At 68.5% G+C, this 15,706-nt stretch carries 16 protein-coding genes; 7 read left to right on the top strand and 9 right to left on the bottom strand.

The window, feature by feature from the left end; genetic code table 11:
• The first annotated feature begins 53 nt into the window (after positions 1–53).
• Both AQI94_RS23425 and AQI94_RS23420 read left to right on the top strand, forming a co-directional pair.
• Complete coding sequence (locus AQI94_RS23425; protein WP_031039983.1) at positions 54–974, top strand: LysR family transcriptional regulator; 921 nt, start codon at positions 54–56, stop codon at positions 972–974.
• Between the two features lie 88 nt (positions 975–1,062).
• Positions 1,063–1,545 (top strand): NUDIX domain-containing protein, encoded by a 483-nt coding sequence (locus AQI94_RS23420; protein ID WP_031039986.1) that lies wholly within the window; start codon positions 1,063–1,065, stop codon positions 1,543–1,545.
• A 12-nt stretch (positions 1,546–1,557) separates the two neighbouring features.
• Here the strand turns inward: AQI94_RS23420 and AQI94_RS23415 are convergent, their stop codons facing one another.
• Both AQI94_RS23415 and AQI94_RS23410 read right to left on the bottom strand, forming a co-directional pair.
• Positions 1,558–3,123, bottom strand: coding sequence for a globin domain-containing protein (locus tag AQI94_RS23415; protein ID WP_078902646.1), 1,566 nt, complete (start codon positions 3,121–3,123; stop codon positions 1,558–1,560).
• A 372-nt stretch (positions 3,124–3,495) separates the two neighbouring features.
• Positions 3,496–4,128, bottom strand: a complete 633-nt coding sequence (locus AQI94_RS23410) for an HAD family hydrolase (RefSeq protein ID WP_031039992.1) — start codon at positions 4,126–4,128, stop codon at positions 3,496–3,498.
• 208 nt (positions 4,129–4,336) lie between these two features.
• On the opposite strand from AQI94_RS23410, the gene AQI94_RS23405 reads away from it, so the two are divergent.
• Positions 4,337–5,203 (top strand): GNAT family N-acetyltransferase, encoded by an 867-nt coding sequence (locus AQI94_RS23405; protein WP_031039995.1) that lies wholly within the window; start codon positions 4,337–4,339, stop codon positions 5,201–5,203.
• 40 nt (positions 5,204–5,243) lie between these two features.
• Here the strand turns inward: AQI94_RS23405 and AQI94_RS23400 are convergent, their stop codons facing one another.
• Positions 5,244–6,452 (bottom strand): MFS transporter, encoded by a 1,209-nt coding sequence (locus AQI94_RS23400; RefSeq protein WP_031039998.1) that lies wholly within the window; start codon positions 6,450–6,452, stop codon positions 5,244–5,246.
• A 184-nt stretch (positions 6,453–6,636) separates the two neighbouring features.
• Here AQI94_RS23400 and AQI94_RS23395 point away from each other — a divergent pair, with 184 nt between their 5' ends.
• Positions 6,637–7,089: a GNAT family N-acetyltransferase gene (locus AQI94_RS23395; RefSeq protein ID WP_031040002.1), complete on the top strand. Its 453-nt coding sequence runs from the start codon at positions 6,637–6,639 to the stop codon at positions 7,087–7,089.
• A gap of 88 nt (positions 7,090–7,177) precedes the next feature.
• Here the strand turns inward: AQI94_RS23395 and AQI94_RS23390 are convergent, their stop codons facing one another.
• Together AQI94_RS23390 and dnaB are read right to left on the bottom strand one after the other, a co-directional pair.
• Entirely contained in the window at positions 7,178–8,563 is a 1,386-nt protein-coding gene (locus AQI94_RS23390; RefSeq protein WP_031040005.1) for a serine hydrolase domain-containing protein, read from the bottom strand.
• A gap of 76 nt (positions 8,564–8,639) precedes the next feature.
• On the bottom strand, positions 8,640–10,118 hold the full coding sequence (gene dnaB / locus AQI94_RS23385) for a replicative DNA helicase (RefSeq protein WP_031040008.1): 1,479 nt from the start codon (positions 10,116–10,118) through the stop codon (positions 8,640–8,642).
• A 459-nt stretch (positions 10,119–10,577) separates the two neighbouring features.
• Between dnaB and AQI94_RS23380 the strand changes: the two genes are divergently transcribed.
• Complete coding sequence (locus AQI94_RS23380; protein ID WP_031040010.1) at positions 10,578–11,915, top strand: MATE family efflux transporter; 1,338 nt, start codon at positions 10,578–10,580, stop codon at positions 11,913–11,915.
• Positions 11,916–12,052: 137 nt separating this feature from the next.
• Here the strand turns inward: AQI94_RS23380 and rplI are convergent, their stop codons facing one another.
• From rplI to rpsF, 4 genes are all read right to left on the bottom strand, one after another.
• The gene (gene rplI, locus AQI94_RS23375) at positions 12,053–12,499 is read right to left on the bottom strand and encodes a 50S ribosomal protein L9 (protein WP_031040024.1); all 447 of its coding nucleotides are present in this window, start codon (positions 12,497–12,499) and stop codon (positions 12,053–12,055) included.
• 18 nt (positions 12,500–12,517) lie between these two features.
• Positions 12,518–12,754 carry a 30S ribosomal protein S18 gene (gene rpsR / locus AQI94_RS23370; protein ID WP_003949403.1) on the bottom strand — a complete coding sequence of 79 codons (237 nt, stop codon included), beginning with the start codon at positions 12,752–12,754 and terminating at the stop codon, positions 12,518–12,520.
• 57 nt (positions 12,755–12,811) lie between these two features.
• On the bottom strand, positions 12,812–13,420 hold the full coding sequence (locus AQI94_RS23365; protein WP_062229912.1) for a single-stranded DNA-binding protein: 609 nt from the start codon (positions 13,418–13,420) through the stop codon (positions 12,812–12,814).
• A gap of 78 nt (positions 13,421–13,498) precedes the next feature.
• Positions 13,499–13,789: a 30S ribosomal protein S6 gene (gene rpsF / locus AQI94_RS23360; protein ID WP_007383258.1), complete on the bottom strand. Its 291-nt coding sequence runs from the start codon at positions 13,787–13,789 to the stop codon at positions 13,499–13,501.
• A gap of 263 nt (positions 13,790–14,052) precedes the next feature.
• Here rpsF and AQI94_RS23355 point away from each other — a divergent pair, with 263 nt between their 5' ends.
• Together AQI94_RS23355 and femX are read left to right on the top strand one after the other, a co-directional pair.
• Entirely contained in the window at positions 14,053–14,367 is a 315-nt protein-coding gene (locus AQI94_RS23355) for a hypothetical protein (RefSeq protein WP_031036207.1), read from the top strand.
• Between the two features lie 181 nt (positions 14,368–14,548).
• Positions 14,549–15,670 (top strand): peptidoglycan bridge formation glycyltransferase FemX, encoded by a 1,122-nt coding sequence (gene femX / locus AQI94_RS23350; RefSeq protein ID WP_031036210.1) that lies wholly within the window; start codon positions 14,549–14,551, stop codon positions 15,668–15,670.
• Positions 15,671–15,706 lie beyond the last annotated feature (36 nt).

The raw sequence follows: 15,706 nt of genomic DNA, 5'->3' as shown, positions 1-15,706 counted from the left end.
TAGTTGGGCCCCTGCCCCGGGGCCGTGGCAGGGGCAGGGAGGGGGACGTCACCATGGATCTGGCCTTGCTGCGCACCTTCGTGACGGTGCACCGGGCCGGTTCCTTCACCCGCGCCGCCGCGCTGCTCGGGCTGTCGCAGCCGGCCGTCACCTCGCAGATCCGCACCCTGGAACGGCAGTTGGGCCGTCCCCTGTTCCTTCGGCAGGCCCGCGGCGTGACCCCCACGACCATCGGTGACGAGCTCGCCCACAAGGCCGCCCCTCATCTCGACGCCCTGGTGGAGATCACCGAGACCGGCCTCGACGACGAGTCCTCCTTGCGCACCCTGCATCTGGCCGGGCCACCCGAGTTCACCGCCGAGCGGGCGCTGCCCGCGCTCACCGAGCTGACCGGCGAGGACGGCCAGGGTTTCGCCCTGCGGGCCTCCTTCGGGAACGCCGAGGAGACCCTGGAGGGTCTGGCCGCCGGGCATCACGATCTGGCCATCAGCACGGCCCGTCCACGGGGGGCGCTGCTCACCGCGAGCACGCTCTGCGACGAGGAGCACGTGCTGGTCGCCGCCCCCAGCTGGGCCGGCAAGCTCGGCTCGGGGGAGGCGCTCAGGGCCGTTCCCGGGGTCAAACGCGCTCCCGCCTTGGAGGACGTTCCCGTGGTCGAGGTGCATGAGTCGCTGCCCTTCGTCTCGCGCTACTGGGCCTCCGTCTTCGATTCCCGCCCGGCCGCACCGGGCACCGTGGTCGTCCCCGACCTGCGCGCGGTGCTGGCCTGCGCGGTCGCGGGCGCCGGGCTCGCGGTGCTGCCGCGTTATCTGTGTGCGACCGCCCTGGAGCGCGGCGAGGTCGTGGCCCTGCACGAGCCCACCGTGCCCCCGCTGCGGACGTACTTCCTGGTGGTGCGCACCGGGACGCTGGCGATGCCGCATATCGCGCGGGCGCACGAATGGCTGCTGCGGGCGGCTGCCGACTGGTGTTGAGCCGACGCTTCACGCTCTCCGCCCGGCGATCCCGAGCGATGACGGCACGCGATGTTTCACGTGGAACCATCCGGGCCACATTCCCCCCATGACCGTAAGACCCGTGGTCAAGCGCACCGCACGTGCCGTCCTGCTCGACGGCGACGATCTGATCCTGATCAAGCGCACCAAGCCCGGCATGGATCCCTACTGGCTGACTCCCGGCGGTGGAGTCGAGCCGACGGACACGACCGTCGTCGACGCCCTGCACCGCGAGGTCTACGAGGAACTCGGCGCCAAGATCAGCGATGTGGTGCCCTGCTTCGTGGACACCGTCGAGCACATCGGCGACGACGGCGGTGCGACCGGAGTGAAGGTGCAGCACTTCTTCGTCTGCCACCTGGAGTCGATGAACCCGTCCCTGCGGCACGGGCCGGAAGTGGACGAGCCCATCGGGGAGTACGAGATCGTCCGGGTGCCCTTCACCCGCGTCGGGATCGCCTCCGTCCACCTGGTCCCGCTGTCCCTGCGCCACTATCTGGACGGCAACATCGAGGGCGTACGGGCCATGCACGCACCGGACCTGGGCTGACCTCGCACGCGGTCACTGGGCCAGAACGAGTTCCTCCACGGAGTCATGGCGTATGCGTTCCGGCGGAATCCCGAGGGACCTGAGCGTGTCCACACCGCTGCGGATCATGCCGGGCGGCCCCGCAAGGTAGGCGTCGTGGTCGCGCCAGGGGCCGTACGCGCGTACGGCGTCCGGGAACCGAAGACGGGCCTGCTGGTCGACGACGGCGCGGACCGACAGCCAGGGGTGGGACTGCTGGAGCCTGAGCATGGTGTCGATGGCGTACAGGTCGTGGTCGGTGCGGGCTGCGTAGAACACCTCGACCGACCGTCGTGCACCGTGTTCGGCCACGTCCTCGACCAGCGCCTTGATCGGAGCTATTCCGGTACCGCCGCCCAGGCAGAGCAGTCCGCTGTCGGTGGTGTGGTCCACGGTCATGGACCCGCTCGGCGGACCGAGCCGGACGGTGTCGCCGGGGCGGGCCCGGTGCACCAGGGCGTTGGAGACCCAGCCCGCGGGGACGGCCTTCACGTGGAACGACAGCAGACCGTCGGAGCGGGGCGCCGAGGCGAACGAGTAGTGCCGCCAGATGCGCGGCCACCACGGCGTCTCCAGGCTCGTGTACTGGCCGGCCAGGAAGGGATAGGGCTGGTCGGTCCGGACGGTGACGACGGCGACGTCCGGGGTCCGCAGGTCGTGCGACACGACCTCCGCGTACCACCAGGGTGGGGCCCGCAGTTCGTCCGCGGCCGCCGCGTCGATCATCACCTGCGAGATCGTCGTGTACGCCCGGACCCAGGCCGCCTCGGTCTCCCTGTCCCAGCTGTCCGAGGCGTACTGGCTCAGCGCGCCGATGAGGCACTCCCCGACCGCCGGATAGTGCTCGGCGCGGGTGCCGTACTTGCGATGGCCGCGGCCCAGGTTCCGCAGGTAGTCGACCAGCACCGGAGGGTTGTCGATGTGCTCGGCCGCCGTCAGCAGCGCCCTGAGCAGGCGGTCCCGCTGGGCGTCCATGGAGGCGGGGAACAGCGGGCGCAGTCCGGGGTGGCGTACGAAGAGCAGCGCGTAGAAGTACGACGTGACCTTGTCGGCGACGGGCGCCACCTCGGCCATGGTCCGGCGGATGCGGACGGCGTCCGGGGAGGGCGGCTGGTCCCTCGGGGACAGGCCCGGGAACTGCGCGGGAGCGGTGCCGAGCCCCATGAGGGTGCCTTGGTGCGGGGCGGGGGCTTCGCGTGCAGAAGGGGTCTCGTCCTGCGCTGTCAGGGGCTGCGCCGGGCCGGACCGCGGTAAGGACGGGGTCCGCACCGCGGGAGGTGTCTCGTACGGCCGTGTCGGGCCCTGTGCCTCGTCGGCCAGGCCGGGTATCTCCTCCGCCGCTGCCGCCTGGGCCGACAGGTCCGCCCCGATGGCCGTCGGGGCTGCCGGAGAGGTGCCCGGCCCTGGCCTGCCGACCGGGGGCAGCTCGGCCCGACTGCTTCCCTCCGCCGTCTCGTGCACGGCACCGGGCGCCGCCGTCGGTTGATGGTGCGGAGCGAACCAGCCGGCCCCGCCCCCGGAAGTGCCGTTGTCGGCCGACATGCCGGTCGGAGCGTCCATGGTGTGCCTCGCCTCGAACGTCTTTCGGTCGGTCTGCGCACTTCCTCGGTCGGAAGAAGCCTGCTTTCCCCCGCGGACGGCTCGTTTTCCCGCTCCGCGTCAGGCCGACACGGCCACATTCAGCCCTGTGCGCAGTCCACCGCAGCGTGCCACCGCGCATGGATGCCGGGACCGCTTTACCACGAATGCGGGTCTTCGATCTGTCCGTCGCATTAAGCTGCATTGCCCGCACCCGACCACGCGGGCCGGTCACACCCCCACGGGGACAAGAACCGGAGTCGACCCTACCGGTCGCCGCCGCGCACACAAGTCCCCCTCCTTCTCCACGGATTGCGCGCGGGGGCCGGGCGAAGCGAATCACGCATTGCCCCATTACCGCGCGTGGCGCACCAATTCATAGGCTTCCCACAGATCCATGCCGTCATAGGAGTGGGTCGAGATGTCGGACAGGTGATGATCCGCATTGACCGCCACCGAGACCGGCACCATGGCGAACAGATCCTTGTCGGACGATGAGTCGCCATAGGCGACGCAGTCGTCCCGCGTCACTCCGAACTGCTCGCACAGCCGGTCCGCGATCAGGACCTTGGCGGCGGCACTGAGCACCCCGGCGGGATCCACGGGCTCGGTGAAGGGGACGGCCGGAAAGCGGGATCCGTACGCGGCATGAGCTCCCCAACTGGTGAGCCGTTCCACAAAGAACGACGGGGAGAGGGATACGACCGCGCAATAGTCCCCCTGTGCCCGGATCTCCGCCCAGACTTCCCGAATACGGGCCAGCCAAGGGGCACCTTCGAAGGCCGCGACGACGTGTGCCTCGGTCAAGGAGGCCCACAGCGTGCGGACCTGCTGCGCGTATTCGGGCGGGCCTATGAGCCCGGCTCCGATCGCCTGGTCGAGTGCCACCGCCTCGGCTTCCAGTCCGAGTTGCCGGGAGATCTGTACGGGCGCGCTGGTCCCGTGCAGCAACGTGCCGTCGAGGTCGAAGAGATGAAGTCGCGCCATGCTCGTGAGGCTAATGGTCCTTAAGCCCGGTGGAGCCTTCATGGGGACTTCCACCGATCGCCGGACGGTCGTCGTTCTCCGATGTTTCACGTGAAACACCCAGTATCTGATCGCGTCCTGTGCGCTTGGCCACGACATGGCCAAAAGCCCGTACGCACCCCGGGAAACGGGTGGACGCCGAGGGCACCCGTCGGACAGCCTGACCTGCGTGCCGACTCCTTCTCTCACCGCTCTCCCCATCCGCCGTCTGACGCTTCGCGATCTCACCGCCTGCGCGGACCTGTCCGAGGACCGGGGGTGGCCACGCGAGGAGTACAAGTGGGGCCTCCTCCTCGCGGCCGGAAAGGGGTACGGCATCGACGACCCCGACGGAGGCCTCGTCACCGCCTGTGTGGTCACGGAGTACGGCCCCTACAGCGAGCCCGATCTGGGAGCGATCGGAATGGTGCTGGTCGCCGAACGGCACGCCCGACAGGGCATCGGCCGTCGGCTCATGCGGCACATCCTCTCGGCGATGGGCACCACCCCGTTGACCCTTCACGCGACGCCCTACGGCCGCCCGCTCTACGAGGAACTGGGCTTCAAGGTCGCCGGCCAGGCGGAGATGCTCCACGGACACTTCGCTCCGGGCGGCCCGAAACCGGCCGTGAGCACGCGCGCGGTCACCGCCGACGACCTCGCCGCGATTCTCCGGCTCGACGAGGAGGTGCTCGGTACCGATCGCACGCATCTCATCACCCGGTTGCCGGCCTTCGCCGACCAGTTCCGGGTTGCCGAGGAGAACGGCCGGATCACCGGATACGCGGCTGCCTGGCCCAACATGCACACCCACGTCGTGGGCCCGCTGATCGCCCGTGACACCGAGACGGCCCAGGCCCTCATGACCTCACTCGCCGCCGGTACCGACCGTCCCCTGCGCACCGACATCGACGTACGGCACGAAGAGCTGCGGGCCTGGGCCAGGGCACGTGGCCTGGCGCCGGTCGCCCTCAACTCGGTCATGACGTACGGGATCCAGGAGCTGCCGGGCGACTGGACTCGGCGGTTCGCCCCGCTGACGGTGGCGGCGCTCTGAGGCAGGCGTCGCGGTCTCAGCGGTGCAGGTGCACCTCGTTTCAGTGGTGCACCGTGGTCCGCTGTTCCGCGGGTGTCGCTCCTGCGACCACGGCGCCGGGAGCACTGTCCCGGCGCTCCAGCGCGGCCGAGAGGAACGCCAGGAGGAGAGCTCCCGCGGCCAGGGCCGCGCCCACCCAGTTGGGAGCGGTGTAGCCGAATCCGGCCGAGATGACCAGGCCGCCCAGCCAGGCCGAGAGGGCGTTGCCGAGGTTGAAGGCACCGATGTTGACGGCCGAGGCGAGCGTGGGGGCCGCGTGCGCCTGGTCGAGGACCCTCTTCTGGAGCGGCGGCACGGTCGCGAAGCCCAGGGCACCGATGAGAGCGATGGTGACGCCGGCCAGGACCTTGTGGTGCGCGGTGAACGTGAAGAGCGCGAGCACGACGGCCAGAGCGCCCAGGGAGACGTACAGCATGGGCATCAGCGCCCGGTCGGCGTACTTGCCGCCGACTAGGTTGCCGCCGACCATACCGAGGCCGAAGAGGACCAGCAGCCAGGTCACCGAGCCGTCGGCGAAGCCTGCCACGTGGGTCATCATCGGCGCGATGTAGGTGATGGCGGCGAAGACACCGCCGAAGCCGAGCACGGTCATCGCCATGGCGAGCAGCACCTGGGCGTTCTTGAAAGCGGCCAGTTCGTGACGGAGACGCACGCCCTCCGGCCTGGGCATCTCGGGGACAAGCCGGGCGATGCCGACCAGGCCGACGACTCCGAGGGCCGCGACAATCGCGAAGGTGAGACGCCAGCCGGCACTCTGACCGATCAGGGTGCCCAGCGGGACGCCGACGACATTGGCGACGGTCAGGCCGGTGAACATCATCGCGATGGCTCCGGCCTTCTTGTCCGGGGCCACCAGGTCGGCGGCGACGACCGAGCCGATACCGAAGAAGGCTCCGTGGGCGAGGGAGGCGACCACCCGGCCGATGAGCATCACGCTGAAGGCCGGGGCGAAGGCGGAGAGCAGGTTGCCGACGATGAACAGCCCCATCAGCAGCATCAGCATCCGCTTGCGCGAGATCTTGGTGCCGAGGGCGGTCATGAGCGGGGCGCCGAACATGACGCCGAGCGCGTAGCCGGTGACCAGGAAGCCGGCGGTGGGGATGGAGACCCCGAAGTCGTCCGCGACCTCGGGCAGCAGCCCCATGATCACGAACTCGGTCGTTCCGATTCCGAAGGCCCCGATCGCGAGGGCCAGAAGCGCGAGCGGCATGGGGGGTGACACCTTCCCAGACGATTGCAGGAGCATGTTGCGCACGTCCACAATAATTGCAGACGCCCTATACTTGCAAGCGACGGCAATATCGGTTCGCTCCTGACATCAGCTCGTACGAGCCCTGGAGACCCTCCAGACACCTGCGGTGCCCGCGGACGGGCGCCCTGCGTAGGGTGCCGACATGGGAGAACTCGACATACGGCCCGCCACGACGGACGACGTATCCGCGATCGTCGGCATGCTCGCCGACGACCCCTTGGGTGCCCAACGGGAGTCCCCGGACGACCTGACCCCCTATCTGGCCGCGCTGGAACGCCTCTCCTCCGACCCGAACCAGCATCTGGTCGTCGCCACACGGGAGGAACGCGTGGTCGGCACGCTGCAGCTCACCGTCGTTCCGGGGCTGTCGCGGCGAGGTGCCACCAGATCGATCATCGAAGGGGTGCGCATCCACGCCGACGAGCGTGGCAGTGGGCTCGGGTCCCGGCTCATCGAGTGGGCCATCGAGGAATCCCGCCGTCAGAACTGCCAGTTGGTACAGCTGACGTCCGACAACACACGAACGGACGCCCACCGCTTCTACGAACGGCTCGGATTCACCGCCTCACACGTGGGCTTCAAACTGACCCTCTGATCCCTCCCCTGGCCGTCTCCTCACCGCACGGCAAGGCGCCCTGTTTCACGTGAAACAGGGCGCCACTCGTCAACCAGGCCAGGAACGCCTAGCCGATACCACGCCACCCCTCCGGATCCACTCCACCCGGTACGGAAGCCCCCTCCTCGTACGGCTGCCGCGTGAACACGAACGAACCGAGGTCGAGGTGGTCCACGGATCCGTCAGGCCGCCGTACGGCCTTGAGGACCTCCCCTTGGAAGTAGCCCTCCAGACCGGTCCAGGTGCCGTCGGCGTTGGCCCGGAACCGGGAGCGACGGCCTGCGCCCGACAGGGGCTCCAGCGAGGCGAGTCCGTCCTCCGTCAGACGTAGGGCGAATCCGTGCGTCCCCCAGTACCACTGCCCGGCCAACTCCAGTGCGGGCGAAGCCGCTTGCCGCATCGGGCGCCACGGCTCGGGGATCCTGGGCTCGGCCTCGGCGACGATCCGTACGAGATCGGACCCCGCGGCGGACAGCAGGGGGCCAGAGGTGCAGTTGGCCAGCACGACCGCGGCGACATCGTCCGTCACACTGATCGTGAGATTCGCGAGGAAGCCCGGCAACGAGCCGGAATGGCCCACGAGCAGCCGTCCGTCCCGGTGCTGGATCTGCAACCCGAGCCCGTACGTGGCACCGTCGGCGAGATCCCCCGTCCCGGACGGGGCCGCGGGCGTACGCATCTCACGTAGGGTCTGCGCGCACAGCACCCGGTCGTCCCCGTGCGCCAGGAAGACCGCGAAGCGCGCCAAGTCCGCTGTGGTGGACCAGAGTTGCCCGGCGGGAGCCATGAGGCCGAGGTCCTCGGAGGGCTCGGGCAGCATCACATCGGCCCACGGATGGACCGCCCAGCCACCGGCATGCGGCGCTTCCGGACGGCCGCTCGTGCGGTCGAGACCCAGCGGTGCGAGTACCTCTCTGCGGAGCACCTCCTCCCACGGAGCTCCGCGCAGCTTCTCGACGAGTGCTCCCAGCAGGGTGTAGCCGGGGTTGGAGTAGTGGAAGAGGCGTCCCGCCGGATGAAGGAGGGGCTGCTCGCCCAGTACGTCGGGGAGTTCGGGACGCAGCGTCCCTGAGGTGCGCTCCCACCAGGGCGCTGGGGACTCGGCGGCCAACCCGCCGGTATGAGCCAGGAGTTCGGCGACGGTGGCCTCCCCCGCTCCCGTGCCGGGTACGTGCTTCTCCAGCGGGTCGGCGAGGTCGAGCAGCCCCTCGTCACGCAGTCGCAGGACGAGGACGGCGGTGAAGGCCTTGGTGATCGAGCCGATGCGGTACTGCACGTTCTCGTCCGGGCCGTGCCCGTCCACCGAGGTACGCGCCCCGTGCCACACGGTCCGTCCGTCCCGCACGACCGCCGCGACCAGCGAGGGTGCTCTGCCCTCCGCCTGGGCCACGGCGATCCGGTGCAGCAGCGCCCGACGCGTGCCGGGAAGCAGCTCTTCCTGAGGTGTCGTCATGCCCCCAGTCCATCCCGTGCGGGACGCGGACGTCGACTTCTTTAGCCGACCGCCACGCCCCGAAGAGGCGCGGACATCAGGTCTGGGCCATGTCCACGAAGCGGGAGTAGTGGCCCTGGAAGGCGACGGTGATCGTCGCCGTCGGTCCGTTACGGTGCTTGCCCACGATGATGTCCGCCTCGCCGGCGCGCGGTGACTCCTTCTCGTACGCGTCCTCGCGGTGCAGCAGGATCACCATGTCGGCGTCCTGCTCGATGGAGCCGGACTCACGCAGGTCGGACACCATGGGCTTCTTGTCCGTGCGCTGCTCGGGACCACGGTTGAGCTGCGAGAGCGCGATCACCGGGACCTCCAGCTCCTTGGCCAGGAGCTTGAGGTTACGGGACATGTCCGAGACCTCCTGCTGACGGCTCTCCTGCCGCTTGGAGCCACCGGCCTGCATCAGCTGCAGATAGTCGATGATCACGAGCTTGATGTCGTTGCGCTGCTTCAGGCGCCGGCATTTCGCCCGGATCTCCATCATCGACAGGTTCGGGGAGTCGTCGATGTAGAGCGGCGCGGAGGACACCTCGGGCATCCGGCGCGCCAGCCGGGTCCAGTCCTCGTCCGTCATGGTTCCCGAACGCATGTGGTGCAGGGCCACCCGCGCCTCGGCCGACAGGAGACGCATCGCGATCTCGTTGCGGCCCATTTCGAGGGAGAAGATGACGCTGGCCAGGTTGTTCTTGATCGAGGCGGCTCGGGCGAAGTCCAGTGCGAGGGTGGACTTTCCCATGGCGGGACGGGCCGCGATGACGATCATCTGGCCCGGGTGCAGGCCGTTGGTGAGCGAGTCGAGGTCGGTGAAGCCGGTCGGCACGCCGGTCATCTCGCCGCTGCGCGAGCCGATCGCCTCGATCTCGTCGAGCGCGCCCTCCATGATGTCGCCGAGCGGCAGATAGTCCTCGCTGGTGCGCTGCTCGGTGACCGCGTAGATCTCGGCCTGGGCGCGGTTGACGATCTCGTCGACGTCGTCGTCGGCCGCGTATCCCATCTGGGTGATGCGCGTCCCCGCCTCGACCAGGCGCCGCAGGACCGCCCGCTCGTGGACGATCTCCGCGTAGTACTCGGCGTTCGCCGCCGTCGGGACCGTCTGGACGAGGGTGTGCAGATACGATGCGCCGCCGACCTTGTTGATCTCGCCGCGCTTGGTGAGCTCAGCGGCGATCGTGATGGGGTCGGCCGGCTCGCCCTTGGCATAGACGTCCAGGATCGCCTGGAAGATCGTCTCGTGGGCGGGCTTGTAGAAGTCGTGGCCCTTGATGACCTCGACGACGTCCGCGATGGCGTCCTTGGACAGGAGCATGCCGCCGAGCACGGACTGCTCGGCGTCCAGGTCCTGGGGCGGAACCCGTTCGAAGGCCGTGCCTCCGCCGTCCCAGGTGTCGGAGTCCCTGCCGCGGTCGTGCTGCTCGTCGCGCCCACGGCCCCCGTCGCCGCGGCGGCGCGAGGAAGGCAGACGATCACTGGGACCGCTGTCGGCCCACGGGTCGTCCAAGGGCTCGGAAATACTCACCGAGCCACCTCCTCCCGTCCGCCGAGCGGACCTCGCCGTGCTTCTCAGTTCTACGGCACGGCACTGACAAATGAGACGCCCAACTCCGGTTCTGGCGCGTCGGTTTTGTGATGGTTTCCAGGCCGACGGACGGAGCGGGCGCCGGACCACGGTAGGCCCGTCGGCACCGTCAGCCAATCTGGTTATCCACAGGCCATGTGGACGACGGCCCGGATGCTGTGGAGAACTCCGCAAAACCTGTGCACGACCCGGTGGACAGGCCTGTGAACAAGCTCCGCCCTATCCGCAAGGAACTCCCCTGACCTGCGCTTTCGCCGTCCACCGGCTGTGCAGAAGAAAAACTTTTCCGGTCGGCTCAAGATCAGTGCGAACTGTACACAGCAGTGCACGCCTTCTGAACGCCAGTAAGGGTCTAACACCCATTGCATCACTTACCTGTGGACGATTAGATTGGTGCACATGACACAGGCGTCCGCGACCCCCAAGGCCACCCGGCGACAACACGACCGCGAGATCGTCGCACTCGCCGTTCCGGCCTTCGGCGCGCTCGTCGCCGAGCCCCTCTTCGTGATGGCCGACAGCGCGATCGTCGGCCATCTGGGCACCGCCCAACTCGCCGGTCTCGGCATCGCCTCGGCCCTTCTCACGACGGCCGTCAGCGTCTTCGTCTTCCTCGCCTACGCCACCACTGCCGCCGTCGCCCGCCGTGTAGGAGCGGGCGATCTGCAGGCCGCCATCCGCCAGGGCATGGACGGCATCTGGCTGGCACTGCTGCTCGGTGCCGCCGTCATCGCCGCCGTCCTGCCCACCGCGCCGTCGATCGTGGAACTCTTCGGTGCCTCTGACACCGCCGCTCCCTATGCGACCACCTATCTGCGGATCTCGGCTCTCGGCATCCCGGCCATGCTGGTGGTGCTCGCCTCCACCGGAGTACTTCGCGGGCTGCAGGACACCAGGACGCCGCTCTATGTCGCCATCGCCGGCTTCATAGCCAACGCCGTCCTCAACGCAGGCCTCGTCTACGGCGCCGACCTCGGCATCGCGGGCTCCGCCTGGGGCACGGTCATCGCCCAATGGGGCATGGCCGCCGCCTATCTCGTGGTCGTCGTCCGCGGCGCCCGCAAGCACGGCGCCTCTCTGCGCCCCGACGCCGCTGGGATCAGGGCCTCCGCACAAGCCGGTGTTCCTCTGCTGGTCCGCACGCTCTCCCTGAGGGCGATCCTGATGATCGCGACAGCCGTGGCAGCTCGCCTCGGTGACGCCGACATCGCCGCACACCAGATCGTCCTGTCCCTGTGGAGCCTGCTCGCCTTCGCACTGGACGCCATCGCCATCGCCGGGCAGGCCATCATCGGGCGCTATCTGGGCGCCGGCGACGCTCAAGGCGCCCGCCAGGCTTGCCGTCGGATGGTGGAGTGGGGCATCGCGGTCGGAGTCGCTCTCGGCGTATTGGTCGTACTCTCCCGACCGTTGTTCCTTCCCCTGTTCACCAGCGACCCCACGGTCAAGGACACCGCGCTGCCCGCACTGGTCATCGTGGCTCTCTCCCAGCCGATCTGCGGTGTCGTCTTCGTCCTGGACGGCGTACTGATGGGAGCGGGCGACGGACCCTATCTCGCCTGGGCCATGGTGATCACCCTGGCTGTCTTCGCTCCGGCAGCACTGCTCGTGCCGGCACTGGGTGGCGGTCTCACCGCCCTGTGGGCAGCGATGACGCTGATGATGGTGATCCGCATGCTGACGCTCTGGCTACGCACCCGCTCAGGCCGCTGGATCGTCACCGGCGCGACCCGCTGACCGTTTCACGTGAAACATCGGGGGCCGTCACGTTTCACGTGAAACACCACCCCTTCCACAACGGCTCCCGGCATGCGAAAGGGGCCGCACCTCACGGGTACGGCCCCTCTCACCAATGCTCAAGACAACCGCAGCGGTCAGGCCGCGACGACCTCGATGCTGACCTTGGCGGCAACCTCGGGGTGCAGACGCACGGACGTCTCGTGAGCGCCCAGGGTCTTGATCGGCGAGCCCAGCTCGATGCGGCGCTTGTCGACCTCGGGGCCACCGGAAGCCTTGATCGCGGAAGCGACGTCGGCCGGGGTGACGGAACCGAAGAGACGACCGGCGTCGCCGGAGCGGACGGCCAGACGGACCTTGACACCCTCGAGCTGGGCCTTCACCTGGTTGGCCTGCTCGATGGTCTGGATCTCGTGGATCTTGCGAGCACGACGGATCTGCTCGACGTCCTTCTCGCCACCCTTGGTCCAGCGGATCGCAAAGTTCCGCGGGATCAGGTAGTTGCGAGCGTAACCGTCCTTGACGTCGACGACGTCGCCCGCGGCACCGAGGCCGGAGACCTCGTGGGTGAGGATGATCTTCATTAGTCGGTCACCCTTCCCTTATCGCGCGGTGGACGTGTAGGGCAGCAGCGCCATCTCACGGCTGTTCTTGACGGCCGTGGCGACGTCACGCTGGTGCTGCGTGCAGTTGCCGGTCACGCGGCGGGCACGGATCTTGCCGCGGTCGGAAATGAACTTCCGCAGCATGTTCGTGTCCTTGTAGTCCACGTACGTGACCTTGTCCTTGCAGAAAGCGCAGACCTTCTTCTTAGGCTTGCGCACAGGCGGCTTCGCCATGGTGTTTCTCCTGTGTGATCAAGAAGTGTGGGTACGACCCACCCCTCGGCCCAGGGCCTAGAAGGGGGGCTCGTCCGAGTAGCCGCCGCCACCGCCGCCGCCGGAGTTTCCACCCCAGCCGCCACCGCCACCGCCACCGCCGGCCGGGCTGCCACCGGCGGGAGCACCGGTCGCCCAGGGGTCGTCGGCCGGAGCGCCGCCGCCCTGCTGACCGCCGCCGGGGCCACCGCCCCAGCCGCCGCCACCCTGGCCGCCGCCGCCACCGCCGCTGTAACCACCCTGGCCACCACGACCGGCACCGCCGGCCGTCTTGGTGACCTTGGCCGTGGCACTGCGCAGGCTGGCGCCGACTTCCTCGACGTCCAGCTCGTAGACCGTGCGCTTGACGCCCTCACGGTCCTCGTAGGACCGCTGCTTCAGTCGGCCCTGCACGATGACGCGCATGCCTCGCTGGAGCGACTCGGCGACGTTCTCCGCCGCCTGACGCCAGACCGAGCAGGTCAGGAACAGGCTCTCGCCGTCCTTCCACTCGTTGGTCTGACGGTCGAAGGTGCGGGGGGTGGACGCGACACGGAACTTCGCGACCGCCGCACCGGAAGGGGTGAAGCGCAGCTCGGGGTCATCGACAAGATTGCCGACGACCGTGATGACGGTCTCGCCTGCCATGGGGAACCTCTCGGCGGGTTTGCTGCTCTGGCTGCTTGGTTGCTGCTACTCGAATCCCGGGATCAGCTGAGCGGAAGCTCAGTGGGTCTCGGGGCGGAGGACCTTGGTCCGGAGGACCGACTCGTTCAGGTTCAGCTGGCGGTCGAGCTCCTTGACGACCGCAGGCTCGGCCTGCAGGTCGATGACCGAGTAGATGCCCTCGGGCTTCTTCTTGATCTCGTACGAGAGCCGACGACGGCCCCAGGTGTCGACCTTCTCGACCTTTCCGTTGCCCTCACGGACGACGGAGAGGAAGTTCTCGATCAGGGGGGCGACAGCGCGCTCCTCCAGATCGGGGTCGAGGATGACCATCACCTCGTAGTGACGCATGTGGAACCCACCTCCTTTGGACTCAACGGCCACGGTCGTTCCGTGGCAGGAGGGTTGTGATGCGTACGCAACGGTATCGGCCGCCACTGACAATCGGGGCTTCCTTGCGGTAGTCCCGGTCGTGACATGGGCAGACACCGTGCAGACGGTACAGACTACCCGCACACCGGCTTCCGGTTGAAATCCGGCCCGGAGGACGGTCACTCTGTACACATCGGGTGTGTATGGCGCTACGGTGCGCCGTCTTCCGCAGGAGGTGCCCTATGGCACAGGCAATGCGACCCAACACCGCCGGAGGCCTTTTCGCCACGGACGGAAAGCCCCACCCCCTCCAGGACACGCTGCTCGCGGTGACCCTGGTGCTGGGTGTCACGGCCTTCGTCACGGCGATGTTCGACAACCTGCACCTGCTCAGCTCCTGGGCCGGTCTGGTGGGCATCCTCGCCGGTGCGTACGGCCAGTGGATCTCGGAGACGACCCGGGAGCGCTTCGGACTGATCCTCGGTCTCGGTGCCTCGGCGATCGGCTTCTTCCTCGGCATGGCGCACGGCGGCCTCTTCGGCGGAGTCATCAGCTGACGCCACGGGCACCCGTCTTCTCAACATCACCCAAAGCACCACGGAACGCCTCAGCGGCCCATGAGCCGGGGCGCAGGTTCCGTACGCCCAGTCGGGGCGCTCTCAAGGCGCAGTAGGCTTCGGCGCGAGAGCCGGAGCCCCTGTACCCATGGGGACACACCAGCCCGAGGAGCGCCCCGAAATGAGCCTGACCCTGAGGACGATCAGTCGCGAGCAGCATCTGGCGTACATCCAGAGCCTGCCGTCGGCTAGCCACATGCAGGTTCCGGCCTGGGCAGACGTCAAGGCGGAGTGGCGCTCCGAGAGCCTCGGCTGGTTCGACGAACGCACCGGCGAACTGGTCGGCGCGGGTCTCGTCCTCTACCGTCAGCTGCCCAAGATCAAGCGCTATCTCGCCTATCTGCCCGAGGGCCCGGTCATCAACTGGTTCACGCCGAATCTGACCGAGTGGCTGGAACCGATGCTCGCGCACCTCAAGCACCAGGGCGCCTTCTCCGTGAAGATGGGCCCGCCGGTGATCATCCGGCGCTGGGAGGCCACCTCCATCAAGGCCGGCATCCAGAACCCGGACGTGAAGCGCCTGCGCGACATCGAGGCCGACTTCATCGAACCGCGCGCCTTCGAGGTCGCCGACAAGCTGCGCCGCATGGGCTGGCAGCAGGGCGAGGACGGGGGAGCCGGCTTCGGTGATGTGCAGCCCCGCTACGTCTACCAGGTGCCGCTCGCGAACCGCTCGCTGGAAGAGGTGCACAAGAACTTCAACCAGCTGTGGCGCCGCAACATCAAGAAGGCCGAGAAGGCCGGCGTCGAGGTCGTCCAGGGCGGCTACCAGGACCTCGAGGAATGGCAGCGGCTGTACGAGATCACGGCGGTGCGCGACCACTTCCGGCCCCGCCCGCTGTCGTACTTCCAGCGCATGTGGACGGCCCTCAACACCGAGGACCCCAACCGGATGCGGCTGTACTTCGCCCGGCACGAGGGCGTGAACCTGTCGGCGGCGACGATGCTGATCGTCGGCGGCCACGTCTGGTACTCCTACGGCGCCTCCGACAACATCGGCCGTGAGGTCCGGCCCTCGAACGCGATGCAGTGGCGGATGCTGCGTGACGCCTACGCGCTCGGTGCGACCGTCTACGACCTGCGGGGCATCTCCGACTCGCTGGACGAGACCGACCACCTCTTCGGTCTGATCCAGTTCAAGGTGGGCACGGGCGGCCAGGCCGCCGAGTACCTCGGTGAGTGGGACTTCCCGCTCAACAAGCTGCTCCACAAGGCCCTCGACATCTACATGTCGCGCCGCTGACGTCGCGCTCTTCGCTTCAATAGCTCGCATACCTCT

Origin of the sequence: Streptomyces pseudovenezuelae (genome assembly GCF_001513955.1) — a bacterium.
GTDB classification, from domain to species: domain Bacteria; phylum Actinomycetota; class Actinomycetes; order Streptomycetales; family Streptomycetaceae; genus Streptomyces; species Streptomyces pseudovenezuelae.
The sequence above is the reverse complement of the archived record's forward strand: the minus strand, read 5'-3'. Positions and strand labels throughout refer to the sequence as shown.

Bases quoted from the DNA above. Each gene is read 5' to 3' on its own strand.
- AQI94_RS23415 (WP_078902646.1), bottom strand. From the start codon at position 3,123: ATGGACGCTCCGACCGGCATGTCGGCCGACAACGGCACTTCCGGGGGC.
- femX (WP_031036210.1), top strand. From the start codon at position 14,549: ATGAGCCTGACCCTGAGGACGATCAGTCGCGAGCAGCATCTGGCGTAC.
- rpsR (WP_003949403.1), bottom strand. From the start codon at position 12,754: ATGGCGAAGCCGCCTGTGCGCAAGCCTAAGAAGAAGGTCTGCGCTTTC.
- rplI (WP_031040024.1), bottom strand. From the start codon at position 12,499: ATGAAGATCATCCTCACCCACGAGGTCTCCGGCCTCGGTGCCGCGGGC.
- AQI94_RS23365 (WP_062229912.1), bottom strand. From the start codon at position 13,420: ATGGCAGGCGAGACCGTCATCACGGTCGTCGGCAATCTTGTCGATGAC.
- AQI94_RS23380 (WP_031040010.1), top strand. From the start codon at position 10,578: ATGACACAGGCGTCCGCGACCCCCAAGGCCACCCGGCGACAACACGAC.
- AQI94_RS23400 (WP_031039998.1), bottom strand. From the start codon at position 6,452: ATGCCGCTCGCGCTTCTGGCCCTCGCGATCGGGGCCTTCGGAATCGGA.
- AQI94_RS23395 (WP_031040002.1), top strand. From the start codon at position 6,637: ATGGGAGAACTCGACATACGGCCCGCCACGACGGACGACGTATCCGCG.
- AQI94_RS23425 (WP_031039983.1), top strand. From the start codon at position 54: ATGGATCTGGCCTTGCTGCGCACCTTCGTGACGGTGCACCGGGCCGGT.
- AQI94_RS23410 (WP_031039992.1), bottom strand. From the start codon at position 4,128: ATGGCGCGACTTCATCTCTTCGACCTCGACGGCACGTTGCTGCACGGG.
- rpsF (WP_007383258.1), bottom strand. From the start codon at position 13,789: ATGCGTCACTACGAGGTGATGGTCATCCTCGACCCCGATCTGGAGGAG.
- AQI94_RS23390 (WP_031040005.1), bottom strand. From the start codon at position 8,563: ATGACGACACCTCAGGAAGAGCTGCTTCCCGGCACGCGTCGGGCGCTG.
- AQI94_RS23355 (WP_031036207.1), top strand. From the start codon at position 14,053: ATGGCACAGGCAATGCGACCCAACACCGCCGGAGGCCTTTTCGCCACG.
- AQI94_RS23420 (WP_031039986.1), top strand. From the start codon at position 1,063: ATGACCGTAAGACCCGTGGTCAAGCGCACCGCACGTGCCGTCCTGCTC.